The organism is Alphaproteobacteria bacterium (assembly GCA_019635875.1).
Classification (GTDB): Bacteria; Pseudomonadota; Alphaproteobacteria; order Reyranellales; family Reyranellaceae; genus JAFAZJ01.
Genome location: JAHBYP010000003.1, coordinates 279,205 through 304,023, shown reverse-complemented (window position 1 = coordinate 304,023; position 24,819 = coordinate 279,205). Strand labels below are relative to the sequence as shown.

Sequence of the window (24,819 nt, the reverse complement as noted above, 5' to 3'; positions counted from 1 at the left end):
GGCCTAAACCGTCGCCACAGGGGTCGCCGGCGAGCCGACCGCGCCGGGCAGGCGCAGCGGCGGGGCGGTGAGAAGGAAGCGCGAGCGGCCCGCCTTGCGCAGCCACAGCGCCAGGTCGTGCAACCACCAGATCTCGCCGAGATTCAGGCCGAGCTTGAACAGGCAGTGATGATGCAGCGGCAGCGAAGGATGCCGGTCGCCCTTGCCCGGGCGTGCCGGCACCGCCTCGACGCCGTAATTATCGGCGATCAGGGCTGAGATGCCGCTGTCGCTGATCCATTGCAGCAGCCTGTCGTCGCGTCCGTCGAGCACGCAGCACATCGCATGCACGCGATCGGTCGGCGTCTTGTTCATCGCCATCACCTCGACGGTGAAGGCGGTGTGCAGCAGCAGCATGTCGCCCTTCTCGACGACCACCCTATCGGCGTCCATGGCGCGCATGAACATGTCGTAGTCGACGTAGACATGGCCGCGGCCATAGTGCTTTTCGAGGTCGAGCAGGACGCCGCGGCCCTGGATCGCCTTCACCGCCATGTTCTCGACGCCCAGCTTGCGCGCGTAGGAGGTGTGGCCGCAGCCGTCGATGTCGGCCGACGGGCCGGGGCCGCAGATGTCCTCGCCGGCCCTGAATCCGTTGTAGTAGAGCGCTTCGGGCACGCCGTCGCCGTCGGCGTCGAACATGGCGCCGACATGGGCCAGCGTGTCCCACTGCGTCGAGTACTGAAGGGTGAGCATGACGCGATCGTCGCAGGCAACATCGATGAAGCGCGGATCGACATTCTTCGTCAGGAAGTTGAAGCGCCAGCCGTTCTCGTCTCCGGTCGGCGATAGCACCGGCGGCAGGCGGCGCGGGTTCAGCACGTTGCCGCCAGGATGGTCGAGCGCCAGCGACAGGCAGAAGCTCAGCCCTTCCTTCACCTCGGCGACGCCCTGCCTGACCTTCTCCGGCGTGATCAGGTTCAGCCGGCCGAGCTGGTCGTCGTCGCCCCAGTCGCCCCAGGTCGAGCCTTCCGGCCGATGCTTCCAGCGCTTCGTCATGTTTCCTCCGTCATCGATGGAGCGGAGCCTATCACGGCGGTTCAAGGTGCGTTGAGTTCAAGGCGATGTGACACCATTCCCGGGGCCGACGAGCGCAGACTGCGCCGGTCCAACCATCGGGGACTCCATGTTCAGAGTGATCGTGGCGGCCGTCCTTGGCCTGTCGCTGACCAGCATCGCCCTGGCCCAGACCGGGTCGGGCGGCCTCGCCTATTGCGAAAGACTTTTCGCCACCTGGGATCGCTACCTCGCGCCACGCGGCGAGAGCCGCTCGAGTGGCGGTGTCGACGCCATCGCCGCCGTCGAACAGTGCCGTCGTGGCAACACGGCAACCGGCATCGCCGTCCTCGAGAGGAAGCTGCGCGACGGCCGATTCACCCTGCCGACGCGCTGATGCGCCGGCCGCCTTCGGGCCATGATCGTGCCTCAGTCGCCGTCCAGAATTGCGGCTGACGAGGAGGATACCCATGAGGACAGCCATCATCGCACTGGGCGTTGTGCTGGTCGCGCCAATAGCCGCGGCACAGGGGCCGCAGGCGGACCGCGACCTGGCCTATTGCGAGCAGCTCTTCGACATGCACGGCCGCTACGTCGCCTACCCGACTCGACGCGGCGGCACGGTGCGCGACGGCATGGCCGACCTGGCGGTCGACCGTTGTCGCAACGGCCGTTTCGCCGAGGGCATTCCGATCCTTGAGGTCAAGCTGCAGCGCGTCCGGATCCCGCTGCCCCAACGCTGACCCGGCGGCATGGCAGCCATGCCGTTTGAATGAGCCGCCGGGCGGTGGCTTCGCCCACAATGCGGACATTCTGACGCGGTCCCGTTCGCCGCGCGGCGGCTACAAGGACCGGCATGACGGCGTCAGCTCTCGACAATTCTCCGCGTCGCGATTTCCAGGTGATGGGCCTGATCGGCATGGCCCACGGCATCAGCCACTTCTATCAGCAGGCGCTGCCGCCGCTCTTCGTGCCGATGAAGGACGCATTCCAGGTGTCCTTCACCGAGCTCGGCGCGCTGCTGACCGTGCTCTCCGTGACGTCGTGCATCGGCCAGATGCTGGCCGGGATCGCCGTCGACCGCTACGGCGCCCGACGCCTGCTGATCGCAGGCCTGGCGCTGATCGGCGCGGCGTTGGCGCTGGCCGGCTTCGCCCAGAGCTACTGGCACCTCGTGGTGCTGGCGGTGGTGGCCGGCATCGGCAACTGCGTCTTCCACCCCTGCGACTTCGCCATCCTCAACGCCTCGGTCTCGCAGCCGCGTTTGGGCCGCGCCTATGGCACGCATGGCCTGTTCGGCACCCTGGGCTGGCCGGCGGCGATCGCGCTGATGTGGTTCCTGTCGGAGACCGTGGGCTGGCGCTACGCCGCGATGATCGCCGGCACCATCGGCATCGCCATGGCGATGATCGTGGCCGCGAGCGCGCATCTCTTCCTCGACCACCGTGTGCCAAGCCCCGCGGCGTCGGCGTCGGGTGGCGCACGGCACGGCGCGCGCGGCGCCGGCTCGGTGTCGCTGGCGGTGCTGTTCTCGGCGCCGATCCTGATGTGCCTGGTCTACTTCATCTTCACCGCCATGACCGGACCCAGCATCAACGCCTTCGGCTCGCAGGCGCTGGCTTCGCTCTACAGCGTCACGCCCAAGACGGCCGCCAACGCGGTGATCGCCTACTATGTCGGCAGCGCCTGCGGCGTCATCGCAGGCGGCTGGCTCGCCGACCGCACGCAACGCCATGATCGGGTCGCGGCCGGCGGTCTGCTGTCGGCGGCGCTGCTGATGGGCTTCGCCGCGACACTGGCCTTGCCGTTCATCGGCACGGCGATCGTCATGGCGCTGGCCGGCTTCTGCGCCGGCTGCACCGGCCCGTCGCGCGATATGATCGTGCGCGGCGCGACGCCGCCTGGCGCCGCGGGCAAGGTCTTCGGCTTCGTCTATTCCGGCCTCGACATCGGCTCGGCGATCGGGCCGCTGATCTTCGGTTACATGATGGATCACGGCATGCCGCAGGGTATCCTGATCATGACCGCCGTGCTGTTTGCAATGGCGATGATCTCGGTGCTGCAGGTGCGCCGCGTGTCCCAGGCGCACAAGCTGGCGGCGGCGTAGATGGCCGGCACCGTCCTGGTCCTCGATCTGGACGGCGTGGTGAACCGTAGCGATCCGTTCGGCCCGACACCCTGGCACCGCGATCTCGAAGCCGATTGGGGCTTCACGCACGAGCAACTGGCCGCCGGGTTCTTTCGCACCGGCTTCCACGACGTGCTGCGTGGCCGGCGCGACCTTTTTGCGGCGCTGGGCGAGTACTTCGAGACCATCGGTCTGGGCAACCGCGTCGAGGAATTCGTCAGCTACTGGTTCGACCACGACCGTCTGATCGACGAGGAGCTGCTCGCGCTGGTGCGCGCCTGGAGCGCGCGCACCGGCGGCCGCGTGTTCATTGCCACCAACCAGGAGCATCACCGCGTCGAATACCTGCGCCAGACCGGCGTGCTGGGCGAGGGCATCAGCGAGGTGCTGTATTCGGCAGCCCTGGGCGTGTGCAAGCCCGACCGTGTGTTCTTCACCATCGCCCAGCAGCGCATGGGGGTGAGCACCGCGCGCTCGATCGCGTTCTTCGACGATGCCGCCGCCAATGTCGACGGCGCGCGCGTCTGCGGTTGGCGCTCCTACCTCTATCGCGATCGCCGGCAGATCGAGGAGTTTCTCGCGGCGGACGGCTGATCCAACTGTCATCCTGAGCGTAGCGAAGGATCCAGCGGTTGTGAGACGAACACCGCTGGGTCCTTCGCTACGCTCAGGACGACAGAACGTGTCAGGCCGCGTCGGCTTCCGCCTGCGCCGCATCGAGCGCTTCCTGGGCGGCGACCCAGGCTTCCTCGGCGGCGGTGAGATCGCGCTGCAGGTGGCCCATCTCGATCTGCAGGCGCCGCACCGCCTCGCCCGAGCCTTCGTACAGCGACGGGTCGGCGAGCTTGCCGGTGACCTCGGTCCGCTTGGCCTCGATCGCCGCGACGTTCTTCTCGGCCCGCTCGAGCGCGCGGCGCAGCGGCGCCAGGCGCTGGCGCGTTTCGGCATCGACCCGCTTGCGGTCCTTGCGCGCCGCCGCTGACGTGGCCTCGACCGCCGCCACGGCGGCGACCGGGGCCGGCTTGCTCGGCTTTTCCTCGGGGCGCTCGCCGCGGCGCTCGCGCAACAGGCTGCGCTCGTAGTCGTCGAGATCGCCGTCGAAGACCTTGCAGGTGCCGTCGGCCACCAGCCAGAGCTGGTCGGCCACGAGGCGCACCAGCGAGGAATCGTGGCTCACCAGGATCACCGCGCCGTCGTACTCGTTGAGCGCCTCGACGAGGGCGGAGCGCGAATCCATGTCGAGATGGTTGGTCGGCTCGTCGAGCATCAGGATGTGCGGCGCATCCTTGGTCATCAACGCGAAGAGCAGGCGCGTCTTCTCGCCGCCCGATAGCGACTTCACCTTGCGATCGGCCTTGTCGGCCGAGAACATGAAGCGGCCGAGCTGGGCGCGCACCTTGACCGGCGGCTCCAGCGGCATCAGCCGGCGCATCAGCTCGAAGGGTGTCGCCTCGAAATCGAGCTCCTCCTCCTGCTGCTGCGAGAAGTAGCCGACGCGCAGCTTTCCGGAGCGGCGCAGCACACCGGTCATCGGCTTGAGGCGATCGGCCAGCAGGCGGATGAAGGTCGACTTGCCGTTGCCGTTCTGGCCCAGAAGCGCGATGCGATCGTCCATGTCGATGCGCAGATCGAGCTTCGACAGCACCGGCGTGTGCTCGACATAGCCGACGGCGGCGTGATCCATGGTGATGATCGGCGGCGCCAGCTTCTGCGGCTGCGGGAAGCTGAACTCGATCGTCGTTTCCTCGGCCATCGGCACGATCGGTTCCATCTTTTCCAGCAGCTTGACGCGCGATTGCGCCTGTCGTGCCTTGGTCGCCTTGGCCTTGAAGCGGTCGATGAAGGTCTGGATGCGCTTGCGCTCGGCCATCTGCCGCGCCGCCATGCTCGCCAGCCGCTCGGCCTGCTCGCGCCTGGTGCGCTCGAAGCGGTCGTAATTGCCGGCGTAGGAGACCAGCTTGAGGTTGTCGATGTGCACGATGCCCGTGCATACCGCGTTGAGCAGCTCACGGTCGTGGCTGACCAGGATCAGGGTGCGCGGATAGGTGCGCAGGTAGTCGGCGAGCCACAGCCTGGCCTCGATGTCGAGGTGGTTGCTGGGCTCGTCGAGCAGCAGCAGGTCGGGTTCGGCGAACAGCGCACAGGCGAGCCCGACGCGCGTGCGCCAGCCACCGGAAAATTCCTCCAGCGGGCGATTCTGGGCTTCGTGGTCGAAGCCCAGGCCGTTGAGGATGGTCGCGGCCTTGGATGGCGCGGCATGCGCACCGATGTCGATCAGCCGCTCGTGGATCTCGGCGATGCGGTGCGCGTCGGTGGCGTGCTCGGCCTCGGCCAGCAGGGCGGCGCGCTCCCGGTCGGCGGCCAGCACCTCGTCGATCACCAGGGTCGGGCCGCCCGGTGCCTCCTGGGCCACCTCGCCGACCCGGGCGCTCTGCGGCACCGAAACCCCGCCGCCATCGGCCGCGATATCGCCGCGGATCAGGCGCAGCAGGGTCGACTTGCCGGTGCCGTTGCGCCCCACCAGGCCGATGCGATGGCCGGCCGCGATCGCCGCCGTGGCGCGCTCGAAGAGCAGCCGCCCGGCGACGCGGTAGGTGAGGTCATTGATGTGCAGCATGGCGGGCGCGGCTCTAGCACAGGCGCTCTCGCGTCTCAAAGTCAGTCTACCTTCCCCCGGAGGGGGAAGGTGCCCGAAGGGCGGAAGGGGGATGTCGAAGACGAACGCGGGAGTCCGTCTTCAACATCCCCTATCCGGCGCTGCGCGCCACCTTCCCTCTCCGGGGGAAGGTAGGGATAAAGAGCGTCGGCGGCTGGTTGCCGCCGGCCCGTCTTTGCGTCTATAAGCCGCCCACTTTTCCGCAGGCGGAGCAATGACATGGCCCTTGAGCGCACGTTTTCGATCATCAAGCCGGACGCCACCCGTCGCAACCTCACGGGCAAGATCAATGCCCGCTTCGAGGATGCCGGCTTGCGGATCGTCGCGCAGCGGCGGATCTGGATGACCCAGCAGCAGGCCGAGACCTTCTACGGCGTGCACAGGGCCCGGCCGTTCTTCAAGGACCTGGTGTCGTTCATGACCTCGGGGCCAGTGGTGATCCAGGTTCTGGAGGGCGAGAACGCCATCGCCAGGAACCGCGACATCATGGGCGCCACCAACCCGGCCAATGCCGCCGCCGGCACCATCCGCAAGGATTTCGCCGAGTCGATCGAGGCCAACTCGGTCCACGGCTCGGATTCGCCGGAGAACGCCGCGACCGAGATCGCCTATTTCTTCGCCGGCAACGAGATCGTCGGCTGAGTCGCTGAGCGGCTCCGAAACGACGAAGCGGCCCGGAAGGGCCGCTTTCTGCTTGCAGGCCGCCGATCGTGCGGTCAATCGCTGATCATCGCCCAGAAGGTCAGTGCGATGAGGCCGAAGATCATGCCGCCGAAGCCGATCAGCGGCAGCTTGGCGATCAGGCCGAAGGCCAGCCCGACCACGATCACGATCAGCGCGGCGATGGTGAACGTCGTGAGCTTCATCACGCCCGCATAGGTCTCGCGATGCGCGCGCATGTCGAACTCGCTGTCGGCCATTCGATGCCCCCAAGAGCTGGAAGTCAGGTCTGGTTCCTTATAGCCAAGGGCCCGGTCGCCGCAAGGCCCGTCAGGCGAGGCGGATCAGCACACTGAGAGCCAGCGACCACGCCGCCGTCGGCTCGAAGGCGACGGGCTGCCCGAGCGCCCGAACCAGGGCCGCCGAACCAGCGTCGACCTGGGTCGGCCGATCGCCGCCCTCGACCACGCTGAAGCCGCCACGCACGACATGAAAGACCAGCGTGCCGGGCCCCCTGATCCGGCCGGCGCCGGGCCAGCGCCCGACGCTCGTGGCGGCCTTGCCGCGCCGTGCGAGCGCGTTGAGAGCCTGAAGCGGCGCGGCAGTGTCGCAGGTCGTCGTGCTGTCGCCGGAGAACGCAAAGGGTTCGAACGGCGCCAGCTCGTGGCGCCTGCCGTCGATGGTGAGGACCAGGCCCGAAGCCAGTGGCACGAGCGTACGGTCGAGGCCGGCAAGATGCGAGAACGGACCGGCGCGGCCGATGTCCGAGACATCGACCCGCCACAGGCAATCGTCGAAGGAGGCGCCCTCCGGCTCGGCGGCGAGCGCGGTGGTCGTGCCTCCACCATTGCGCCACGGCGTCCTGGGCAGCGCCGCGACTCGTACGCGCTCCATCACGGCCGCCAGAGCAGGGCCGCGTCGGGCGGCACGCCCTGGATCACGACACGCGGCGGCAGGCCCTCGCGCGGCTCCAGCCGCACGCGACCCTCTGCGAACCAGCGCAGCACCAGCGGGTAAAGCTCGTGCTCGGTGGCGAGGATGCGGGCGGACAGCGAGTCGGCGTCGTCGGTGGCCAGCACCGGCACGGCGGCCTGCGCCACGGTCGGGCCGTCGTCGAGATCGCTGGTGACGATGTGCACGGTGCAGCCGCTGACCCGCGCGTTGGCGTCGATCGCCTGCTGCTGCACCTTCAGGCCCTTGAACGAGGGCAGCAGCGAGGGATGGATGTTGAGGATGCGGTTGGGCCAGCGTGCCGGAAACCACGGGCTGAAGATGCGCATGAAGCCGGCGAGGCAGACGATATCGACACCCGCGCTCTCCAGATCGGCACTGATGGCGCGGTCGAAGCTCTCGCGGTCCGGGTAGTCGCGATGCGAGATCACCGCCGTCGGCACACCCGCCTCGCGCGCCATTACCAGGCCGCCAGCATCAGCGCGGTTGCTGACCACCAGGGCGATCTCGGCCGGGAAGTCCTCGGTGCGGGTGGCGGCGATCAACGCCGCCATATTCGAGCCGCGACCGGAGATCAGGATGCCGGCCTTCAGCTTCGCCATAGGGAGTCCGCGCTGGCCACCACGCAATCCGCCTCGCCGTCATGGGTTTCGACGACTCCGACCTCGAGGCTCTCCTGACCCGCTTCGCTAAACGACTCGCGCACGCGCGCGGAATCCTCGGGCGCCACGATCACGACCATGCCGATGCCGCAGTTGAAGGTGTCGAGCATGTCGCTCGTCGGCACGTTGCCGACTTCGCGCAGCCAGCGGAACACCGGCGGCACGCGCCAGCGCGCGGCGTCCAGCGCCACACGCATGCCGTCCGGCAGCACGCGCGGCACGTTGCCGGGCAGGCCGCCGCCGGTGATGTGCGCCAGCGCCTTGACTGCGCCCGTGCCGCGGATCGCCGCCAGCGCGGCGCGCACATAGATGCGTGTCGGCGTCAGCAGGGCGCGTGCCAGGCCGGCATCGGGCGCGAAGGGCGCCGGCGCGTCGAACTGCAGCCCGCTGCGCTCCACGATCTTGCGCACCAGCGAAAAGCCGTTGGAATGCGCGCCGACCGAGGGCAGGGCCAGCACCACATCGCCCGGCCTGATGAAGGCGCGCGGCAGCAGATCGTCGCGCTCGGCGGCGCCGACGGCGAAGCCCGCCAGGTCGTAGTCGCCCTCGCCGTACATGCCCGGCATCTCGGCGGTCTCGCCGCCGACCAGGGCGCAGCCGGCCTGGCGGCAGCCCTCGGCGATGCCGGCGACCACCGCCCGCGCGGCCTCGACCTCGAGCCTGCCGGTGGCGTAGTAATCGAGGAAGAACAGCGGCTCGGCGCCCTGCACGACGATGTCGTTGACGCACATGGCGACAAGATCGATGCCGACCGTGTCGTGGATACCGCTCTCGATGGCCAGCTTCAGCTTGGTGCCGACGCCGTCGGTGCCGGATACGAGGATCGGGTCCCTGAAGCCGGCGGCCTTGAGGTCGAACAGGGCGCCGAAGCCGCCCAGCCCGCCCATGGTGCCGCGCCGGTCGGTCGATTTCGCCAGCGGCTTGATGTGGTCGACCAGTGCGTCGCCAGCATCGATATCGACACCGGCGGCCTTGTAGGTGAGCGGGGGATTGTTGTGGTCGCGGGAAGGCGGGTTCAAGCGGCGCCCGATCGTGCTAGAAATCGGGCGCGAAAATACTCCATCGTCGAGGCATTGCAATGGCGCCGCTCCTGACCTTCCGCCGCGTGCCGCGACTGATCATCGCGCTGGGGTTGGCACTGGTCCTGGCGGTGCCCACCGCCTTGGCGCAGCGCGGCGATCCCATCTTCACCGTCGGCGGCGTTCAGATCGACGTCGCCGGCCCGGACCCGGTCAAGGCGCGCGAAAGGGCCCTGCCCGAAGCCGAGAAGAAAGCGCTGTCGCTGCTGATCCGCCGTCTGGTCGCCGAGGCGGATGTGGAAAAGTTGCCGCCGCTGGAGCCGGCGCAGATCGAGGCCATGGTCAGCGGCTTCGAGATCGAGAATGAGCGGCCCTCGGTCAACCGCTATGTCGCAACCCTGCGGATCGCCTTCGTGCCCGACCAGATCCGCAGCTATCTGGGCGGCGCCGGGGTCGCGTTCGTCGACCGCATGGCGACGCCGGTCCTGGTCGTGCCCCTGGTGCGCTCGAAGCTCGGCGTGTCGCCGCTCGAGGACCACACGGAGTGGCGCGAAGCCTGGACGCGGGTCTCGGCGGTCGACGGTATCGTGCCGATGACGCTCATCAAGGCCGACCAGCCCGACCTCGATACGATGAGTCCTGAGCAGGCCTTCGTCGGCGACATGGCGGCGATCGCCAAGCTGGCTGAACGTTACCAGGCCAGGCGCGTCTTGGTCGTGATCGCGACCGGCGAGCCCGAGGGTCCCTACACGATCTCGGCCGCACTGTACGACCTGACGATCGGCGATCGCTTCGATCAGCCGCAGGTCAACGGCGTCGCCGCAACCAAGCTGCTCGAGGCGGCGGTGCGCCTGCGCACGCGCATCGAGGAGGACTACAAGGCGATCGCCGCGGTATCGCGCGACGGGGCCAGCGCCGTCGAGGCGGTGGTCCCGATCAAGGCGCTGGCCGACTGGATCAAGACGCGCAAGCGGCTGCAGAACTCGCCGATCATCCGTCGCGTCGACGTGCGGGCGCTGGAGAGCGAGCAGGCCTACGTGCGGATCGAGCATTTCGGCACGCGCGAGCAGTTCGAGAAGGCGCTCGGCCAGCTCAAGCTGGCTCTGCGCGAGCAGGATGGCCAGTACGTGATCGTCGAGCGCTGATCGCCGCGATGCGCAGCATCCTCGCGCAACTGCCCAACGCGCTCAGCCTGGCGCGGCTGGCCTGTGCACCGGCGATGGTCTGGGCGATCGTCGCCGCCGAGCACGCCGCGGCGTTCTGGATCTTCCTGTCGGCCGGCCTCTCCGATGCGCTCGACGGCTTCCTCGCCAAGCGTTTGAACCTCCGCAGCGTGCTGGGCGCCTATCTTGACCCGATCGCCGACAAGGCGCTGCTGGTGACGACCTACGTCGTGCTGGCGGCCTACGGCTTCCTGCCGGTATGGCTGGTCGCGCTCGTCGCTTTCCGCGACGTCGTGATCGTCGGCGGAGCCCTGCTCGTGCGCATCGTGACGAACAGTCTGCAGATGCAGCCGATGATGATCAGCAAGATCAACACCGCCGCGCAGATCGCGCTCGCCGTCTGGGTGCTGGCCGAACTCGCTTTCGGATTTCACCAGACGCCGGCGCTCAGGGTGGCGATTTACGGCGTGGCGGCGACGACGGTCCTGTCGGGCGCCGCCTATGTGGTGACATGGTGGCGGCGCGTCGGGGCGTGGGACGACACGATGGCCGGCAGATCGAGCGATGGGGACGCATGAGCGCGACTAGGCATCTGAGGTTCTGGCTGATCGGCGGCGCGCTGTTCGTCGCCGCGCTGTGGCTGCTGCGCGACGTTCTGCTGCCGTTCGTGGCCGGCATCGCCATCGCCTATTTCCTCGATCCCATCGTCGAGCGGCTGGAGAAGCCGCTGCGCTCGCGCACCGCGGCCACGCTGGTCACCCTGGCGCTGGTCTCACTGCTCGGCATCGGCATGGTGCTGGCGGTCGCGCCGATGATCGCCGACCAGGCGCAGAGCCTCGCGGCCAAGGTGCCGCAATACATCGCGCGCCTGTACCAGCGGTTCCAGCCGCTGCTCGATCCGCTGCGCGAGCGCCTGGGCATGGTCCCCGGCACCGGGCCCAATGCCGAAGGCGCCGCCGGCATCGCCGGCGATGCGCTGAAGTTCGTCGGCACGTTCCTGGCCGGCATCCTCAGCCAGGGCTTCGCCGTGCTGAACGTCCTGGCGCTGGTCTTCCTGACGCCGGTCGTCGCCTTCTACCTGATGCGCGACTGGCCGCGCCTGATCGCCGTCGCCGATGGGCTGCTGCCGCGCAACCAGGCGCCGGCCATCCGCCGCATCGCCCGCGACTCCAACCGCGCCGTCGGTGGCTATGTTCGCGGCCAGGCGATCGTCTGCCTGTCGCTGGCGGTCTTCTACAGCGTGACCCTGATGATCGTCGGTCTCGAGTTCGGCCTGATCATCGGCCTGATCATCGGCGTGATCGCCTTCATCCCCTTCGTCGGCAGCTGGGTCGGCGCCATCCTGGCGATCGGCATGGCGCTGGCACAATTCCCTCCCGAATGGATCAAGGTGGCAATCGTGCTGGCGATCTTCGCGCTCGGCCAGTTCCTCGAAGGCAACATCCTCACGCCCAAGCTGGTCGGCGACCGCGTCGGCGTGCATGCCGTCTGGCTGATGTTCGCGCTGCTGGCGGGCGGCGCCCTGTTCGGCTTCGTCGGCCTGCTGCTGTCGGTGCCGGTCGCCGCCGTGCTCGGGGTCATCGTGCGCTTCTTCGTCGCCCGCTATCGCGAGAGCCCGTACTACCGCGGCGCGGAGGACACGCCGCCGACGGCATGACCCGACAATTGCCGCTCGACCTGGCGGGCGAACCTTCGTATCGCCGCGACGACTTCCTGCCGGCCGAGGCCAACGCCGTCGCACTGGCATGGATCGAGCGCTGGCCCGATTGGCCCGGCCCGGCCCTGGCGCTGGCCGGTCCGTCGGGCAGCGGCAAGACCCACCTGCTGCGTATCTGGGCCGAGCAGGCGCGCGCGCGCCTGCTGACGCCGGCCGATCTCTCGACCGCCGCCTTCGCCGCCGTGCTCGATGCGATCGGCGACGCCACGGCCGTGGCGCTTGACGACGCGCAGGCCGTCGCCGGCGACGCCGATCGTGAACGCCAGCTCTTCCACCTGTTCAACTGGCTGCGCGAACGCGGCGGCTGGCTGGCGATGGCCGCCGCCGAGCCGCCGTCGCGCTGGCCGGTGGCGCTGGCGGATCTCGCATCGCGCCTGCGCACGGCGCAGGTCGCCGCCATCGAGGCACCCGACGACGCCCTGCTCGCGGCGGTGCTGGTGAAGCTGTTCCGCGACCGCCAGGTGCAGATCGGCGCCGAGGCGATCGCCTTCCTGATCCGCCGGATGGACCGCTCGCTGGCGGCCGCGCGCGCCATCGTCGACGCCGCCGATCATCAGGCGCTGGCGCAGAAGCGCCCGGTCTCGGTCAAGCTGCTGTCGGAACTGTTCGCCGCGGACGACGGATAGGCTAGGCTCGCCACCGCAACCTGGGAGGAGCTTCATGGATCTCGGTATCAAGGGCCGCAAGGCCATCGTCTGCGCCGCCAGCAAGGGCCTGGGCAAGGGCTGCGCCATGCATCTGGCGCGCGAGGGCGTCGACCTGGTGATCAATGCGCGCACGGCGAGCGAGCTGGAGGCGACGGCGGAGGAGATCCGCAAGGCCACGGGTGCGAAGGTCACGGCGGTGGCCATCGACATCACCACGCCGGAGGGCCGCGCCGCCGTGCTCCAGGCCTGCCCCGAGCCGGACATCGTGATCAACAACGCCGGCGGCCCGCCGCCGGGCGATTTCCGGGAGTGGACGCGCGATCACTGGATCAAGGCGATCGACGCCAACATGCTGACCCCGATCGAGCTGATCAAGGCGACGGTCGACGGCATGATGAAGCGCGGCTTCGGGCGCATCGTCAACATCACCTCGAGCTCGGTGAAGGCGCCGATCGACGTGCTGGGGCTGAGCAACGGCGCGCGCAGCGGGCTCACCGGCTTCGTCGCCGGCATCGCGCGCAAGACGGTGAAGCACGGCGTCACCATCAACGGCCTGCTGCCCGGGCCGTTCGACACCGACCGCCTGCGCGGCACCATGGTGGCGCGCGCGCGCATGAACAATCGCAGCTTCGAGCAGGAGCGCGATCAGGCGGCCGCGGCGCATCCCGCCGGCCGCTTCGGCACGGCCGACGAGTTCGGCGCCGCCTGCGCCTTCCTGTGCAGCGTGCATGCCGGCTACATCACTGGCCAGAACGTGCTGATGGATGGCGGCCAGTATCCGGGCACCTATTGATGCGCCTGGCGTGGACCACGGCGCCGGCCGTTCTGGCCGGCGCGCTGGCGGCGTCGCCGGCGGCCGCGGCCGACATCTACGGCGTGTGGCTGACCGCGTCGAAGTCGGCGCATGTCGAGATCTACAGGTGCCCCGACGCGGCGAATGGCCCGGTCTGCGGCCGCGTCGTGCGGCTGCTCGATCCCAAGGGCGCCGACGGCAAGCCGGTGAAGCCCGAGGACGCGGTCGATCATCGCAATCCGGATCCCGGGCTGCGCGCGCGCAGGGTGCTGCAGATGGTGTTCCTCTACAATTTCAAGCCGGCATCGACGGCCAACAGCTTCGAGGAAGGCGCGATCTACAGCGCCGAGGACGGCAAGACCTACAGGGCCAATCTGTCGCTGCAGGCCGACGGCACGCTTCGCCTGCGCGGCTATGTCGGCGCGCCGATCCTCGGCAAGACGCAGATCTGGACGCGCGTACGGTAGGGCGAGAGGGGAGAGCGGGGTTTTGACCATCCACAGCATGACGGGCTACGCCCGGGCCGAGGGCGGCGACGGGCCCCTGTCCTGGGCATGGGAGGCGCGCAGCGTCAACGGCCGCACCCTGGAGGCGCGGACGCGTGTGCCGCCGGGCTACGAGCGGCTCGATCACGCGGCGCGCGCCGCCGCGGCCGAGGCGGTCAAGCGCGGCAACGTCTCGCTCTCGCTTTCGGTCACCGAGCGCCGCGCCGGGCAGCCGCCGCGCATCAATCGTGAGCTCGTGCGCGAGTTGCTGGGGGTGATCGGCGAGCTGCGGAGCCAGGGCGAGATCGCCGCGCCGACGGCCGATGGCCTGCTGCGTGTGCGCGGCGTGCTCGAGGACGATCAGCCGGCCGCGCCCAGCGAGGAGGAGCTCGCACGCCGCGACGCGGCCATCATGGAGTCGCTGAAGCGCGCGCTCGAGGGCCTGTCGAGGTCGCGGGCGGAAGAGGGCGCGCGTCTCGACGCGATCCTCAGGCAGCGGATCGACGAGGTGACGAGCCTGCGCGAGAAGGCGGCGGGCCGCGCCGGCGCCCAGGCCGAGGTGGTGCGCGCGCGCTTCGAGGCGCAGCTCGCCGACGTGATCGGCCGCGCGCCGGGGCTGAGCGAGGAGCGGCTGGCGCAGGAGGTGGCGCTGCTGGTCGGCAAGGCCGACGTACGCGAGGAGCTCGACAGGCTGGCGGCGCATATCGCCCAGGCGCACGACCTGCTGGCGGCCGGCGGCCGCAGCCAGCCGGTGGGCCGCAAGTTCGACTTCCTCTGCCAGGAGTTCAATCGCGAGGCCAATACGCTGTGCTCGAAATCGGCCGATATCGAGCTCACGCGAATCGGCATCGAGCTGAAGAGCGCCATCGAGCAGATGCGCGAGCAGGTGCAGAATGTCGAGTGACGGCGCCGCGATCGTGCGCCGTGGCCTGATGCTGGTGCTGTCCTCGCCGTCGGGCGCCGGCAAGACGACGTTGTCGCGCCTGCTGCTGGAGCACGACAGCGACATCGAGCTGTCGATCTCCGCGACGACGCGATCCAGGCGGCCCAACGAGCGCGACGGCGTCGACTATCACTTCATCGACACCGCGCGCTTTCGCGCCATGGTCGAGCGCGACGAGCTGCTCGAATGGGCACAAGTCTTCGACAACTATTACGGCACGCCGCGGGCGCCGGTCGAGGCCTCGCTGTCGGCCGGCCGCGACATGCTGTTCGACATCGACTGGCAGGGCACGCAGCAGCTGGTCGAGCGCGCCCGCGAAGATCTGGTCAGCGTCTTCATCCTGCCGCCCTCGACCGGCGAGCTCGAACGTCGCCTGGTGACGCGCGCACAGGACTCGGCCGACATCGTCGCCCGGCGCATGGCCAAGGCGGCCGACGAGATGAGTCACTGGGCGGAGTACGACTACGTCATCGTCAACCGCGAGATCTCCAGCAGCCTGGTTGAGCTGCGTGCCATCCTGCAGGCCGAACGGCTGAAGCGACATCGCCAGATCGGCCTGTCCGACTTCGTCAAGGCGCTGCGTGCAGGGCGGTAGCGTCATTGGGAGCGCCGGCGTCCCGCCGGCTCATGCAGAGAGGCCGGCGGGACGCCGGCGCTCCCAAGCACCTAGCGCGGCGAGCGCACCGTGCAAGGCGCGTTGTCGACATAGATCTGGGCCGCCGGACCGGGCACCTCGGTTGTGACCTTGTCGCCGCCGCGCACGCCGCGCAGCCACACCAGCACCTCGTCGATCGTGCGGTCGCCGTTGCGGAAGCTGCAGGCGACAGAGGCGTCGAAAGGCTGGGCCGAGTTGTTGGCGAAGTTCATCTGCAGCACCCAGCGGCCCTGCGGACCGATGTGCAGCGACGGAATCTCCAGCGCCACCAGCGGCACGCTCGAGCCCGGGCCGGACACCTTGGGCACGCTGCCGATGACCCGGGTGCGCGCCTCGATCACGCGTGGCGCGGTGGGGCCGCTGCCCGGCGGCGGGCCGATCGTGTCGCGGCCCTGGGCGCGCGGGTCGAAGGCGCGGTCGGCCGGCGCCACCGGCTTGTCGTCGGGCTGGCCGACATTGCCGGGGTCGTAGACCCGGCCGGTCGCCGGGTCGCGGAAGACCTGCGGCTGGGCGGCCGCCGGGGGTGGCGCAAGCGGCCGCGGATCGCCGGGCTGAGGCTGGCTGACGCCGGGCGGTGGCGGCAACGGCTGCGCCGTCACCGGTCCGGCGCCCGGCGGCGGCGAGACGGGGCGCGGCGCGGCCACCGGCGGCGGCGCAGGGGCCGCGGGCGGCGGAGCCGCCGAGGCGCCGCTGCCGACATCGGTCTCGATGCGATCATAGCAGGCCAGCCGCTGGCCATTGTCGGTGAGCTCGGAGCAGATCTTCAGGCGCCGCGCCAATGCGTCGAGCAGTTCACTCGAGCGATCGGCACCGCGTTGCGCGGTGGCGCTGGCGGCGACACCGATGACGAGGAGGGCGGTCGCGGCGGAAAGGAGATTGCGAGCCATGCGGATTCCTGAAACGCCCGGTCGGGCACGGCGGTCAGAATACCATTCTGTGCGGCGGAATTGTGATCAGGCCGCGACGGTTTCGGGCCACAGGCTGCTGTCGCGATGGATCACGCGGCCGTCGAGCACCGTCATCAGCGCGCGCCCCTGGGTCGGGCGCTCGTCGAAGGCGGTGTTGCCGGTCTTGCTCTCGAACTTGTCGGGATCGATCACCCAGGCGATGTCGGGATCGAACAGCACGAGATCGGCCGGCGCGCCCTTTTCCAGGCGTCCGCCGGGCAGCTTGAACAGCCTCGACGGCGTCGTCGTCAGGCGCTGCCAGATGCGCGGCAGCGTCATCTGGCCGTTGTGATAGAGCTCCAGCGCGATCGGCAGCAGCGTCTCCAGCCCGACCACGCCGGGCTCGGCCAGGGCAAAGGGCACGCGTTTGCTCTCGACGTCCTGCGGCCGGTGGTCCGAGACGATGCAGTCGATGGTGCCGTCGCTCACGCCCTCGACGACGGCGAGACGATCGCTCTCGGCGCGCAGCGGCGGCACGACCTTGGCGAAGGTGCGGTAGTCGCCGACGGCGATCTCATTGAGCGCGAAGTAGTGCGGGGCGGTGTCGCAGGTCACCTTCAGGCCGCGCGCCTTGGCGCGGCGCACGATGTCGACACCCTCGGCGGTCGAGATCTTGCTGGCGTGGTAACGGCCGCCGGTCATCTCGACCAGGCGAATGTCGCGCTCGAGCTGGATCGCCTCGGCCAGCTTGTGGTTGCCGCCCAGACCCAGGCGCGTCGCCAGCTCGCCGCTGTTCATCGCGCCGGTGGAGAGCGAGGGCTCCTGCGGCACCTGCACGATCAGCGCATCGAAGGTCTTGGCGTAGTAGAGCGCGCGACGCATCAGCTGGGCGCTGGCGATCGGCCTGTCGCCGTCGGTGAAGGCTACGGCGCCGGCTTCCGAGATCAGGCCGATCTCGCTGAGCTGTTCGCCTTTCAGGCCCAGGGTCAGCGCTCCATAGGCGTACATCTTGGTGCGTTGCACCTGGCGCGCGCGCCGCGCCACGAACTCGATCAGCGAAGCGTCGTCGAAGGGCGGCTCGGTGTCCGGCAGGATGCACATCGAGGTCACGCCGCCCGCCGCCGCGGCGCGGCCGGCGGTGTCGAAGGTCTCCTTGTGTTCCTCGCCCGGTTCGCCAGTGTGCACGCGCAGGTCGACGATGCCCGGTGCCAGGCAGTGTCCGCGGCAATCGACCGTGGCGATGCCGTAGGGCGCGCCGCCGGAGAACAGGTTGGCGCCGTAGTCGAGGATCTTGCCGTCGCCGGTCAGCACGGCGCCGCGCTGGTCGGTGTCGGCCGACGGATCGATCAGTCGGGCGTTGATGTAGGCGACCGGACGCCCGTCGCTGGCATTGGCCATCTCAGGCGGCCCCCGGCAGCGCGTTGCGCCGGCCGCCGATCAGCGCGTCGAGGCAGGCCATGCGCACCGCGACGCCCATCTCGACCTGCTCGTGGATGACGCTGCGCTGCAGGTCGTCGGCGACCGCCGAGTCGATCTCGACGCCGCGGTTCATCGGGCCGGGATGCATGATCAGCGCGCCCGGCCTTGTCACCTTCATTTTCTCCTCGTCGAGCCCGAAGAAGCGGAAATACTCGCTGACCGAAGGCACGAAGGAGCCGCTCATGCGCTCGGTCTGCAGGCGCAGCATCATCACGATGTCGACGTCCTTCAGACCGGTGCGCATGCTGTAGTGCACCTCGACGCCCATGCGATCGATGTCGGTGGGCATCAGGGTCGCCGGTCCGACGACGCGCACCTGCGCGCCCATGATCTTCAGCAGGTGGATGTTCGAGCGCGCCACGCGGCTGTGCAGGATGTCGCCGCAGATCGCCACCAGCAGGCCTTCGAGCTTGCCCTTGCGGCGGCGGATGGTGAGCGCGTCGAGCAGGGCCTGCGTGGGATGCTCGTGCGAGCCGTCGCCGCCGTTGATCACCGAGCAGTTGACCTTCTGCGCCAGCAGGTTCACGGCGCCCGAATCCTGGTGTCGTACCACCAGCGCGTCGGGCAGCATGGCGTTGAGCGTCATGGCGGTGTCGAGCAGCGTCTCGCCCTTCTTCACCGAGGAGGCGGCGACCTCCATGTTGATGACGTCGGCACCCAGGCGCTTGGCGGCGACCTCGAAGGAGGTGCGCGTGCGCGTCGAGGCCTCGAAGAACAGGTTGATCACCGTGCGGCCCGACAGCGTGTCGCGCCGCTTCACCAGCGAGCGGTTGGTGTCGATGTAGGTCTCGGAAAGGTCGAGCAGGGCCGAGATCGACGCGGCCGAAAGTCCCTCGATGCCCAGCAGGTCGCGCGGCATCGAGACGGAGAGGGAGCGCATTGTCATTAAAGCCGCACACTAATCACCGCTTGCCGCGGAGGGCAAGGGTGTGCGGCGCATGGCTGTGGAACACTCCTATTCCGACTTCACGGGGAGACGGGAAGGGTCAGTTCTTCAGGAACGGATTGTCCTGGCCGCGGCCGCGCCGGCGGGGCGGGAAGTGCTCGGCGAGGTAGTCGACGATCAGGTCGCGGTCGGCCCTGTCTGGATCGGCCATGCCGTGGCGGTCTACCATGTACTGGAAGGTCGACTCCCAGCCGTCGCGGGTCATCCCCTGGGCCTTGATCAGCGCCGTGCCGTGGCAGGCGGCGCAGAGATAGAAGGTCTCCTCCTGGCCTTTGCCCGAGGGCATGGTCTCGACCGTGTCCTGGTGGCGCACATCGGCGGGCAGCGCCTTGGGCAGCGCCTTGCCGCTGGCCGCGATGGGCGACGAACCGATCGTCGCGGGTTTGGCGGCCACCAGCGGCTCGGCCGGCGGACGGAAGCTTCCAGCGCGGTCGAGCAGCATCAGGGCGGCCAGCGTCAGGATGCCGGCCGCGATCACGATGGTCAGCTTCATCAGGCCTCGATCAGCACCGCCACCCGGCTGACCGGATTGCCGCCATAGCCCTGCGGATTCCAGTTGCCGGCCTGGAAGGGCTGGGTCTTGCCGCTGGAATCCGTGGCCTTGGCCCAGACCTCGTAGTAGCCGGCGCTGGGCACCGGGACCGATGCGCTGAAGCGCTGGAAGGCGAACCTGTTGGCCGGTGCCTTGACCTCGGCCTTGGTCCAGGTGACGCCGTAGTCGACCGAGATCTCGACCGACTGGATCGAGTTGTCGCCGGCCCAGGCCGAGCCGCGCAGGTCGATCTTGCTCGTGCCCTTGGGCAGGCGCGCGCCATGCGCCGGGAAGGTGACGATCGAGCGCACCGGCATCGATTCGAGGATCGCCATGTTCTTCGGGTCGCCCTTGTCGCCGGGAATCATCGGCGCCTTGGTCACGCGGTAGGAGAAGCCGCCCATGCCCGGGCCATCATGCTCCTTGTCGCGGATCCAGATGCGCGTGAGCCACTTCGCCGACAGCGAGCCGGCCCAGCCTGGCACGACCAGCCGCACCGGCCCGCCGTGGATCAGCGGGATCTCCTTGCCGTTCATGCGAAACGCGATGAGCGTGTGCGGATCCATCGCCTTGACCATGCGCATGCCGCGCGAGATCGTCGGTTTCGCCGGGTCGCCCGAGAGATGAACGTCGGCGCCGTAGTGGCCGGTGTACACGGCGGTGGATTTCAGGCCCGCGGCCTTCAGCACGTCGGCCAGCCTCACACCGGTCCACTCGGCGCAACCGGCCCCGCCGTTGGTCCACTGGTTGCCGCGCGCCTCGGGCGTGAAGAAGGCGCGGCCATTGCCGCCGCATTCCAGCTGCAGCTTGTGCGACACCGCCTCGTAGCGCGCCATCAGTTCGCCGAGGCTGATCTCCAGCGGCTTGTCGACCTCGCCGTCGACCTTGAGCTTCCAGGCGCGCGGATCGGACGGCATCTTCGCCGCGTCGGGTGGCGTGCCGTTGTTGCGGATGTAGAACTTCTCGGTCGGCGTGACCTCGTCGTCCATCATTTCCGCCGGCGTCTCGGCGACCAGCGGCCGGTCGCCGAGCACGATGAGATCGGCCTTGCCGTCCATCTTCAGGATCTTCGGGCCCTTGGGCGCCGCCGCGCCCTGCGCCAGCGCCGCCGGCACGAGGCCGGCCGGCATGTTGCCGGCGAAGGGGATGGTGGCGCCCAGCGCCGCGCCCATGCTGGCGAGGCCGGCGCCCTTGAGGAAGCCGCGCCGCGAGCGGCCGGTGCGCCGGCCGAATACCAGCGCGTCGGCGCGCTCGGGATCGTCCGTGTAGAGTTCGTGCATGCCGCGTTCGCGCTTGGCCATGGCTCCCTCCGACTTGCCTGTCGGTGACAGCGTACTCCAGTTCGAGCCTCAGGCGCGACGCCTTCGGCGCAGCAGCAGGGCAGACGTCACCAGGCCGATCGTCGATACCGCGATCACGATCGTGGCGATCACGTTGATCTGCGGGTTGAGACCGAGTCGCACGCTGGAATAGACCGCCATGGGCAATGTTTGCGAGGCCGCGCCGGCGACGAACTGCGTCAGGATCAGGTCATCAAGCGACAGCGTAAAGGCCAGCAGCCAGCCCGACACCAGCGCCGGGGCGATCAGCGGCAGGGTGATGGAGCGGAACACCGTGAAGGGCCGCGCGCCCAGATCCATCGCCGCTTCCTCGAGCGAACGGTCGAAATCGGCCAGTCGCGCCTGCACAACCACCGCGACATAGGCCATCGAGAAGGTGATATGGGCGATGGCGATGGTCGCGAAGCCGCGCTCGGGCCAGCCGACATATCGCTCCAGTCCGACGAACAGCAGCAGCATGGAGATGCCCATGATCACCTCGGGCATCACCAGTGGTGCGATCGCCAGGGCGACGAAGAGCGAACGCCCGACAAATCGTGGGTGGCGCGCCAGCGCGATGCCCGCCAGCGTGCCCAGCACCGTCGCGGCGCAGGCGTTGACCAGGGCGATGCGCAGCGATAGCAGCGCCGCGTCGATCATCGCCTGGTTGGCGATGAGCGCGCTCCACCATTTGGTCGAGAAGCCGCTCCACACCGTGACCAGCCGCGACTCGTTGAACGAGTAGACGATCACCGAGGCGATCGGCAGGTAGAGGAAGGCATAGCCGAAGGCCAGCGCCGCGAGCGGGAAGCGGGTCATGTGCCCCTCCCTTCCCCCGGAGGGGGAAGGTGTCCGAAGGGCGGAAGGGGGATGTCCAGGACGAACGCCGGAGTCCGTCTTCGACACCCCCCATCCGGCGCTGCGCGCCAACTTCCCCCTCCGGGGGAAGGTAAAGCGGTGATGCGCTCACCCGACATCATCGTCCACCGAGCTCGCGTGCGCGCAGGCGCTGATACAGCGCGATCGGCACCAGCAGGACGAGCAGCATCAGCACTGCCACGGCCGAGGCCAGCGGCCAGTCGCTGTTGGAGAAGAACTCGTCCCACAGCACCTTGCCGATCATCAGCGTCTCGGTGCCGCCCAGCAGGTCGGGGATCACGAACTCGCCGACCGCCGGGATGAACACCAGCAGGCAACCGGCGACGATGCCGGGCAGCGACAACGGCAGCGTGATCGCGAGAAAGGCGCGCCACGGCTTGGCGCCAAGGTCGGCCGCGGCCTCGAGCAGCGAGCGGTCGAGCTTCTCCAGCGAAGCGTAGAGCGGCAGGACCATGAACGGCAGGTACGCATAGACGATGCCCAGATAGATCGCCCACTCGGTGCCGAGGATCGAGCCGGGATCGCCGCTGATTCCGATGCTGCGGATGGCGGCGTTGACCAGTCCGTTCTCCGACAGGAGCCCGCGCCAGGCGTAGACGCGGATCAGGAACGAGGTCCAGAACGGCAGGATCACCAGCATCAAGAAGATCGGCCGCCGCGACGGTGGCGCCGTGGCGATGGCATAGGCCATCGGGTAGCCGATCAAGAGCGTCAGCAGCGTGGCGATCGCCGCGATGCGCAGCGAGCTGAGATAGGCATCGACGTAGAGCGCATCGGAGAACAGGAAGGCGTAGTTGCGCACCGTGCCGGCCATCGCCACCGGCGGCGCGGCGTCGGGCGCGTTCTGGCCGAGGCTGATCGCCGCGACGATGACGAAGGGCGCGAGGAAGAACAGCAGCAGCCAGACGAAGGGCGGCCCGACGACCACCACGCGGGCGAGCTTCATCGAATCGGAGGGCCGTGCCGCCATGTCAGTCGCGCAGCACGATGGTGTCGCGCGCCGTCCAGGCGAGCCAGACCTTCTCGCCGGGCCCGGGCCGCGGCTTGCCGTAGCGCGTGTCGATCGCGGCGCGCATCGTCAGGCCGACTGCCATCTCGACGTGGCAGATCGAGCGGTCGCCGAGATAGGACACCTCGCGCACCTCGCCTTGTGCGATGTTGTCGATATCCTCGGGCCTGTCGCGGGACAGCGCGATGCGCTCCGGACGGATTGCCAGGCCGATCGTCCGGCCATCGTCGATACCTTGAGTCGGCATGGTCACGATATCGATGCCCAGCATCGCGCAGCGCACGAGCGTGGAGGCGCGTGCCTCGCCCTCGAGGATATTGGCGCCGCCGAAGAACTCGGCGACGAAGCGGCTGGCGGGCTGCTCGTAGATCGACGTCGGCGTGCCGAACTGGGCAATGCCGCCTTTGTCCATCACCGCGACGCTGCTCGCCATGCTCATCGCCTCGTCCTGGTCGTGGGTGACGATAACGAAGGCGATGCCGAGGCGCTGCTGCAGTTCGACAAGCTCCAGCCGGGTGCGCTCGCGCAGCTTGCGATCGAGCGCCGCCATCGGCTCGTCGAGCAGCAGCAGCTTGGGGCGCTTGACGATAGCGCGCGCCAGCGCCACGCGCTGGCGCTGGCCGCCTGAGAGCTGGTCGGGTCGGCGCCCGCCGAGATGCGCCATCTGCACCAGGTCGAGCGCCTCCTCGACGCGGCGGGCGATCTCGGCCCGGGCGACGCCCTCCTGCACCAGGCCGAAGCCGACATTGCGCGCGACGTTCATGTGCGGGAAGAGCGCGTAGGACTGGAACATCATGTTCACCGGCCGCTCGTAGGGCGGCAGGTCGGTGATGTCCCGGCCCTCGACCAGGATGCGGCCCGCGTCCGGCCGCTCGAAGCCGGCGATCATGCGCAGCAGCGTGGTCTTGCCGCAGCCCGATTCGCCGAGCAGCGCCAGGCGCTCGCCCTTGGCGATATGGAACGACACCCCGGATACGGCGGCGACGTCGCCGAAGCGCTTGCGCAGCCCGACGACGCGCAGGGGAGACAGCGTGTCGACGTCGTCCGTCACCGCCCGGTCTTGACCATCGTCCAGGCGCGGGTGCGCAGGCGGGTGTGATCGGCGTCCCCTGCGCTGATGGTGTAGAACTTCGCCCGCACCTCGCGCGGCGGATAGATCAGCGGGCTCTCCGACACCGCCTTGTTCATCAGTGGCGGCGCCAGCCGGTTGGCGTTGGCGTAGCCGGTGAGGTTGCTCGATTCGGCGGCGACCTTGGGCTCCAGCATGTAGTCGAGCCAGCGATGGGCGTTGTCGGCGTTCTTGGCGCTCCTGGGAATCGCCAGCACGTCGAGCCACAGCTGCGCGCCCTCCTTGGGGATGGCGTATTCGATGACCTGCTTCTTCGCCGCCTTGGCGCCGCGGTCGCGCGCCTGCAGGATGTCGCCGGAATAGGCGAAGGCGAGGCAGACGTCGCCGCCGGCCAGCGCGTCGATGATCTCGCCGGTGTGGATCTTGCGCACGTTCGGGCGGATCTTCATGACCGCGTCGCGCGCCTTCTCGAGATCGGCCGGCGCCTTGCTGTCGGGATCCAGTCCGAGATAGAGCAGCGCCGCCGGCAGCACGTCGGTCGGGCTGTCCATCAGCATCACGCCGCAATCCTTGAACTTCGACACCACGGCCGGATCGAAGATCATGCGCAGGCTGTCTGTGGGCGCGTCGGGCATGCGCTTGCGGATCGCCTCGACGTTGAAGCCGATCCCCGTCGTGCCCCACATCCACGGGATGCCGTGCTCGTTGTTGGGATCGTACTTGGCCAGCGCCTTCATCACCTCGGGATCGAGGTTGCCGTAGTTCTTGAGCTTGGCCTTGTCGAGCTTCTGGTAGAGCCCGGCGGCGAGCTGGCGCACGAAGAAGGGCGAGGCGGTCGGCGTCACCACGTCATAGCCGCCGCCGGCCTTGAGCTTGGCGTCGAGGATCTCGTTGCCGTCATAGGTCGTGTAGTTGACCTTGATGCCGGTGACCTGCTGGAAGTTCCTGGCCGCGTCCTCGGCGATGTAGTCGTTCCAGTTGTAGACGTTGACGACGCGATCCTGCGCCAGCGCGGGCAAGGCGGCGGAAAGTGCGGCGGCGAGGGCGAGCGGGGGCAGCGTACAGCGCATCTTCATCTCCCGGCGAGTTCGGCGCATCTTTCAGGCGCCGTGCTGTGGAAGGCAAGGGCTATGCCCTACCTTCCCCCGCTTTGCGGGGGAAGGTGCCCGAAGGGCGGATGGGGGT

Annotated in this window: 28 protein-coding genes; 13 read left to right on the top strand and 15 right to left on the bottom strand. The window is 68.9% G+C overall.

The window, feature by feature from the left end; translation table 11 throughout:
* Positions 1-3 precede the first annotated feature (3 nt).
* Positions 4-1,038 carry a cyclase family protein gene (locus KF889_12775; GenBank protein MBX3500314.1) on the bottom strand — a complete coding sequence of 345 codons (1,035 nt, stop codon included), beginning with the start codon at positions 1,036-1,038 and terminating at the stop codon, positions 4-6.
* Between the two features lie 127 nt (positions 1,039-1,165).
* Here KF889_12775 and KF889_12770 point away from each other — a divergent pair, with 127 nt between their 5' ends.
* From KF889_12770 to KF889_12755, 4 genes are all read left to right on the top strand, one after another.
* Positions 1,166-1,432: a hypothetical protein gene (locus KF889_12770; GenBank protein MBX3500313.1), complete on the top strand. Its 267-nt coding sequence runs from the start codon at positions 1,166-1,168 to the stop codon at positions 1,430-1,432.
* Positions 1,433-1,505: 73 nt separating this feature from the next.
* A complete protein-coding gene (locus KF889_12765) occupies positions 1,506-1,778 on the top strand; it encodes a hypothetical protein (GenBank protein MBX3500312.1) in 273 nt (90 codons plus the stop codon).
* 113 nt (positions 1,779-1,891) lie between these two features.
* Positions 1,892-3,142 (top strand): MFS transporter, encoded by a 1,251-nt coding sequence (locus KF889_12760; GenBank protein ID MBX3500311.1) that lies wholly within the window; start codon positions 1,892-1,894, stop codon positions 3,140-3,142.
* A complete protein-coding gene (locus KF889_12755; protein MBX3500310.1) occupies positions 3,143-3,757 on the top strand; it encodes an HAD-IA family hydrolase in 615 nt (204 codons plus the stop codon). It abuts the gene before it with no gap.
* A gap of 91 nt (positions 3,758-3,848) precedes the next feature.
* Here the strand turns inward: KF889_12755 and KF889_12750 are convergent, their stop codons facing one another.
* Positions 3,849-5,780 carry an ABC-F family ATP-binding cassette domain-containing protein gene (locus KF889_12750; protein ID MBX3500309.1) on the bottom strand — a complete coding sequence of 644 codons (1,932 nt, stop codon included), beginning with the start codon at positions 5,778-5,780 and terminating at the stop codon, positions 3,849-3,851.
* A gap of 258 nt (positions 5,781-6,038) precedes the next feature.
* Between KF889_12750 and ndk the strand changes: the two genes are divergently transcribed.
* The gene (ndk, locus tag KF889_12745) at positions 6,039-6,461 is read left to right on the top strand and encodes a nucleoside-diphosphate kinase (GenBank protein MBX3500308.1); all 423 of its coding nucleotides are present in this window, start codon (positions 6,039-6,041) and stop codon (positions 6,459-6,461) included.
* Positions 6,462-6,535: 74 nt separating this feature from the next.
* On the opposite strand, the gene KF889_12740 is transcribed toward ndk, so the two are convergent.
* The 4 genes from KF889_12740 to purM all read right to left on the bottom strand — a co-directional run bounded on the left by KF889_12740 (position 6,536) and on the right by purM (position 9,111).
* The gene (locus KF889_12740; protein MBX3500307.1) at positions 6,536-6,739 is read right to left on the bottom strand and encodes an aa3-type cytochrome c oxidase subunit IV; all 204 of its coding nucleotides are present in this window, start codon (positions 6,737-6,739) and stop codon (positions 6,536-6,538) included.
* Positions 6,740-6,809: 70 nt separating this feature from the next.
* Positions 6,810-7,373: a HutD family protein gene (locus tag KF889_12735; protein ID MBX3500306.1), complete on the bottom strand. Its 564-nt coding sequence runs from the start codon at positions 7,371-7,373 to the stop codon at positions 6,810-6,812.
* Positions 7,373-8,032, bottom strand: coding sequence for a phosphoribosylglycinamide formyltransferase (locus KF889_12730; GenBank protein ID MBX3500305.1), 660 nt, complete (start codon positions 8,030-8,032; stop codon positions 7,373-7,375). Before KF889_12730 ends, KF889_12735 begins: the two co-directional genes overlap by 1 nt.
* Complete coding sequence (purM, locus tag KF889_12725; GenBank protein MBX3500304.1) at positions 8,020-9,111, bottom strand: phosphoribosylformylglycinamidine cyclo-ligase; 1,092 nt, start codon at positions 9,109-9,111, stop codon at positions 8,020-8,022. Before purM ends, KF889_12730 begins: the two co-directional genes overlap by 13 nt.
* 59 nt (positions 9,112-9,170) lie before the next feature.
* On the opposite strand from purM, the gene KF889_12720 reads away from it, so the two are divergent.
* From KF889_12720 to gmk, 8 genes are read left to right on the top strand one after another with little or no spacing between them, the layout of a single operon-like run.
* Complete coding sequence (locus KF889_12720) at positions 9,171-10,256, top strand: DUF2066 domain-containing protein (GenBank protein MBX3500303.1); 1,086 nt, start codon at positions 9,171-9,173, stop codon at positions 10,254-10,256.
* Positions 10,257-10,264: 8 nt separating this feature from the next.
* Entirely contained in the window at positions 10,265-10,852 is a 588-nt protein-coding gene (locus KF889_12715; GenBank protein ID MBX3500302.1) for a CDP-alcohol phosphatidyltransferase family protein, read from the top strand.
* Positions 10,849-11,931 carry an AI-2E family transporter gene (locus KF889_12710; protein MBX3500301.1) on the top strand — a complete coding sequence of 361 codons (1,083 nt, stop codon included), beginning with the start codon at positions 10,849-10,851 and terminating at the stop codon, positions 11,929-11,931. The genes KF889_12715 and KF889_12710 overlap by 4 nt, the downstream gene beginning before the upstream one ends.
* Positions 11,928-12,617: a hypothetical protein gene (locus KF889_12705; GenBank protein MBX3500300.1), complete on the top strand. Its 690-nt coding sequence runs from the start codon at positions 11,928-11,930 to the stop codon at positions 12,615-12,617. Before KF889_12710 ends, KF889_12705 begins: the two co-directional genes overlap by 4 nt.
* Before the next feature lie 34 nt (positions 12,618-12,651).
* The gene (locus tag KF889_12700) at positions 12,652-13,431 is read left to right on the top strand and encodes an SDR family oxidoreductase (GenBank protein MBX3500299.1); all 780 of its coding nucleotides are present in this window, start codon (positions 12,652-12,654) and stop codon (positions 13,429-13,431) included.
* Positions 13,431-13,898 (top strand): DUF2147 domain-containing protein, encoded by a 468-nt coding sequence (locus KF889_12695; GenBank protein MBX3500298.1) that lies wholly within the window; start codon positions 13,431-13,433, stop codon positions 13,896-13,898. Before KF889_12700 ends, KF889_12695 begins: the two co-directional genes overlap by 1 nt.
* 37 nt (positions 13,899-13,935) lie before the next feature.
* A complete protein-coding gene (locus KF889_12690) occupies positions 13,936-14,820 on the top strand; it encodes a YicC family protein (GenBank protein ID MBX3500297.1) in 885 nt (294 codons plus the stop codon).
* Positions 14,810-15,454 carry a guanylate kinase gene (gene gmk, locus KF889_12685; protein MBX3500296.1) on the top strand — a complete coding sequence of 215 codons (645 nt, stop codon included), beginning with the start codon at positions 14,810-14,812 and terminating at the stop codon, positions 15,452-15,454. The genes KF889_12690 and gmk overlap by 11 nt, the downstream gene beginning before the upstream one ends.
* A 71-nt stretch (positions 15,455-15,525) precedes the next feature.
* Here the strand turns inward: gmk and KF889_12680 are convergent, their stop codons facing one another.
* From KF889_12680 to KF889_12640, 9 genes are all read right to left on the bottom strand, one after another.
* Positions 15,526-16,401, bottom strand: a complete 876-nt coding sequence (locus KF889_12680; protein MBX3500295.1) for a hypothetical protein — start codon at positions 16,399-16,401, stop codon at positions 15,526-15,528.
* A 66-nt stretch (positions 16,402-16,467) separates the two neighbouring features.
* Positions 16,468-17,799, bottom strand: a complete 1,332-nt coding sequence (gene pyrC, locus KF889_12675; GenBank protein MBX3500294.1) for a dihydroorotase — start codon at positions 17,797-17,799, stop codon at positions 16,468-16,470.
* A 1-nt stretch (position 17,800) separates the two neighbouring features.
* On the bottom strand, positions 17,801-18,766 hold the full coding sequence (locus tag KF889_12670) for an aspartate carbamoyltransferase catalytic subunit (GenBank protein MBX3500293.1): 966 nt from the start codon (positions 18,764-18,766) through the stop codon (positions 17,801-17,803).
* Between the two features lie 100 nt (positions 18,767-18,866).
* A complete protein-coding gene (locus KF889_12665) occupies positions 18,867-19,319 on the bottom strand; it encodes a hypothetical protein (protein ID MBX3500292.1) in 453 nt (150 codons plus the stop codon).
* Positions 19,319-20,659, bottom strand: a complete 1,341-nt coding sequence (locus KF889_12660) for a sulfite oxidase (protein MBX3500291.1) — start codon at positions 20,657-20,659, stop codon at positions 19,319-19,321. The genes KF889_12665 and KF889_12660 overlap by 1 nt, the downstream gene beginning before the upstream one ends.
* Positions 20,660-20,707: 48 nt before the next feature.
* Entirely contained in the window at positions 20,708-21,496 is a 789-nt protein-coding gene (locus KF889_12655) for an ABC transporter permease subunit (protein MBX3500290.1), read from the bottom strand.
* A gap of 157 nt (positions 21,497-21,653) precedes the next feature.
* Positions 21,654-22,526 carry an ABC transporter permease subunit gene (locus KF889_12650; GenBank protein MBX3500289.1) on the bottom strand — a complete coding sequence of 291 codons (873 nt, stop codon included), beginning with the start codon at positions 22,524-22,526 and terminating at the stop codon, positions 21,654-21,656.
* Position 22,527: 1 nt separating this feature from the next.
* Positions 22,528-23,616 carry an ABC transporter ATP-binding protein gene (locus tag KF889_12645; GenBank protein MBX3500288.1) on the bottom strand — a complete coding sequence of 363 codons (1,089 nt, stop codon included), beginning with the start codon at positions 23,614-23,616 and terminating at the stop codon, positions 22,528-22,530.
* On the bottom strand, positions 23,613-24,704 hold the full coding sequence (locus KF889_12640) for a polyamine ABC transporter substrate-binding protein (GenBank protein MBX3500287.1): 1,092 nt from the start codon (positions 24,702-24,704) through the stop codon (positions 23,613-23,615). The genes KF889_12645 and KF889_12640 overlap by 4 nt, the downstream gene beginning before the upstream one ends.
* Between the last annotated feature and the right edge of the window lie 115 nt (positions 24,705-24,819).

Excerpts from the sequence above, each read along its gene's own strand:
- KF889_12650 (MBX3500289.1), bottom strand. The coding sequence starts at position 22,526 with ATGGCGGCACGGCCCTCCGATTCGATGAAGCTCGCCCGCGTGGTGGTC.
- pyrC (MBX3500294.1), bottom strand. The coding sequence starts at position 17,799 with ATGGCCAATGCCAGCGACGGGCGTCCGGTCGCCTACATCAACGCCCGA.
- KF889_12720 (MBX3500303.1), top strand. The coding sequence starts at position 9,171 with ATGGCGCCGCTCCTGACCTTCCGCCGCGTGCCGCGACTGATCATCGCG.
- KF889_12750 (MBX3500309.1), bottom strand. The coding sequence starts at position 5,780 with ATGCTGCACATCAATGACCTCACCTACCGCGTCGCCGGGCGGCTGCTC.
- KF889_12700 (MBX3500299.1), top strand. The coding sequence starts at position 12,652 with ATGGATCTCGGTATCAAGGGCCGCAAGGCCATCGTCTGCGCCGCCAGC.
- KF889_12670 (MBX3500293.1), bottom strand. The coding sequence starts at position 18,766 with ATGACAATGCGCTCCCTCTCCGTCTCGATGCCGCGCGACCTGCTGGGC.
- KF889_12710 (MBX3500301.1), top strand. The coding sequence starts at position 10,849 with ATGAGCGCGACTAGGCATCTGAGGTTCTGGCTGATCGGCGGCGCGCTG.
- KF889_12660 (MBX3500291.1), bottom strand. The coding sequence starts at position 20,659 with ATGGCCAAGCGCGAACGCGGCATGCACGAACTCTACACGGACGATCCC.
- KF889_12740 (MBX3500307.1), bottom strand. The coding sequence starts at position 6,739 with ATGGCCGACAGCGAGTTCGACATGCGCGCGCATCGCGAGACCTATGCG.
- KF889_12695 (MBX3500298.1), top strand. The coding sequence starts at position 13,431 with ATGCGCCTGGCGTGGACCACGGCGCCGGCCGTTCTGGCCGGCGCGCTG.
- KF889_12760 (MBX3500311.1), top strand. The coding sequence starts at position 1,892 with ATGACGGCGTCAGCTCTCGACAATTCTCCGCGTCGCGATTTCCAGGTG.
- KF889_12755 (MBX3500310.1), top strand. The coding sequence starts at position 3,143 with ATGGCCGGCACCGTCCTGGTCCTCGATCTGGACGGCGTGGTGAACCGT.
- KF889_12705 (MBX3500300.1), top strand. The coding sequence starts at position 11,928 with ATGACCCGACAATTGCCGCTCGACCTGGCGGGCGAACCTTCGTATCGC.
- KF889_12735 (MBX3500306.1), bottom strand. The coding sequence starts at position 7,373 with ATGGAGCGCGTACGAGTCGCGGCGCTGCCCAGGACGCCGTGGCGCAAT.
- KF889_12730 (MBX3500305.1), bottom strand. The coding sequence starts at position 8,032 with ATGGCGAAGCTGAAGGCCGGCATCCTGATCTCCGGTCGCGGCTCGAAT.
- KF889_12655 (MBX3500290.1), bottom strand. The coding sequence starts at position 21,496 with ATGACCCGCTTCCCGCTCGCGGCGCTGGCCTTCGGCTATGCCTTCCTC.
- KF889_12715 (MBX3500302.1), top strand. The coding sequence starts at position 10,265 with ATGCGCAGCATCCTCGCGCAACTGCCCAACGCGCTCAGCCTGGCGCGG.
- KF889_12690 (MBX3500297.1), top strand. The coding sequence starts at position 13,936 with ATGACGGGCTACGCCCGGGCCGAGGGCGGCGACGGGCCCCTGTCCTGG.
- KF889_12770 (MBX3500313.1), top strand. The coding sequence starts at position 1,166 with ATGTTCAGAGTGATCGTGGCGGCCGTCCTTGGCCTGTCGCTGACCAGC.
- KF889_12665 (MBX3500292.1), bottom strand. The coding sequence starts at position 19,319 with ATGAAGCTGACCATCGTGATCGCGGCCGGCATCCTGACGCTGGCCGCC.
- KF889_12680 (MBX3500295.1), bottom strand. The coding sequence starts at position 16,401 with ATGGCTCGCAATCTCCTTTCCGCCGCGACCGCCCTCCTCGTCATCGGT.
- KF889_12765 (MBX3500312.1), top strand. The coding sequence starts at position 1,506 with ATGAGGACAGCCATCATCGCACTGGGCGTTGTGCTGGTCGCGCCAATA.
- gmk (MBX3500296.1), top strand. The coding sequence starts at position 14,810 with ATGTCGAGTGACGGCGCCGCGATCGTGCGCCGTGGCCTGATGCTGGTG.
- KF889_12640 (MBX3500287.1), bottom strand. The coding sequence starts at position 24,704 with ATGCGCTGTACGCTGCCCCCGCTCGCCCTCGCCGCCGCACTTTCCGCC.
- ndk (MBX3500308.1), top strand. The coding sequence starts at position 6,039 with ATGGCCCTTGAGCGCACGTTTTCGATCATCAAGCCGGACGCCACCCGT.
- KF889_12775 (MBX3500314.1), bottom strand. The coding sequence starts at position 1,038 with ATGACGAAGCGCTGGAAGCATCGGCCGGAAGGCTCGACCTGGGGCGAC.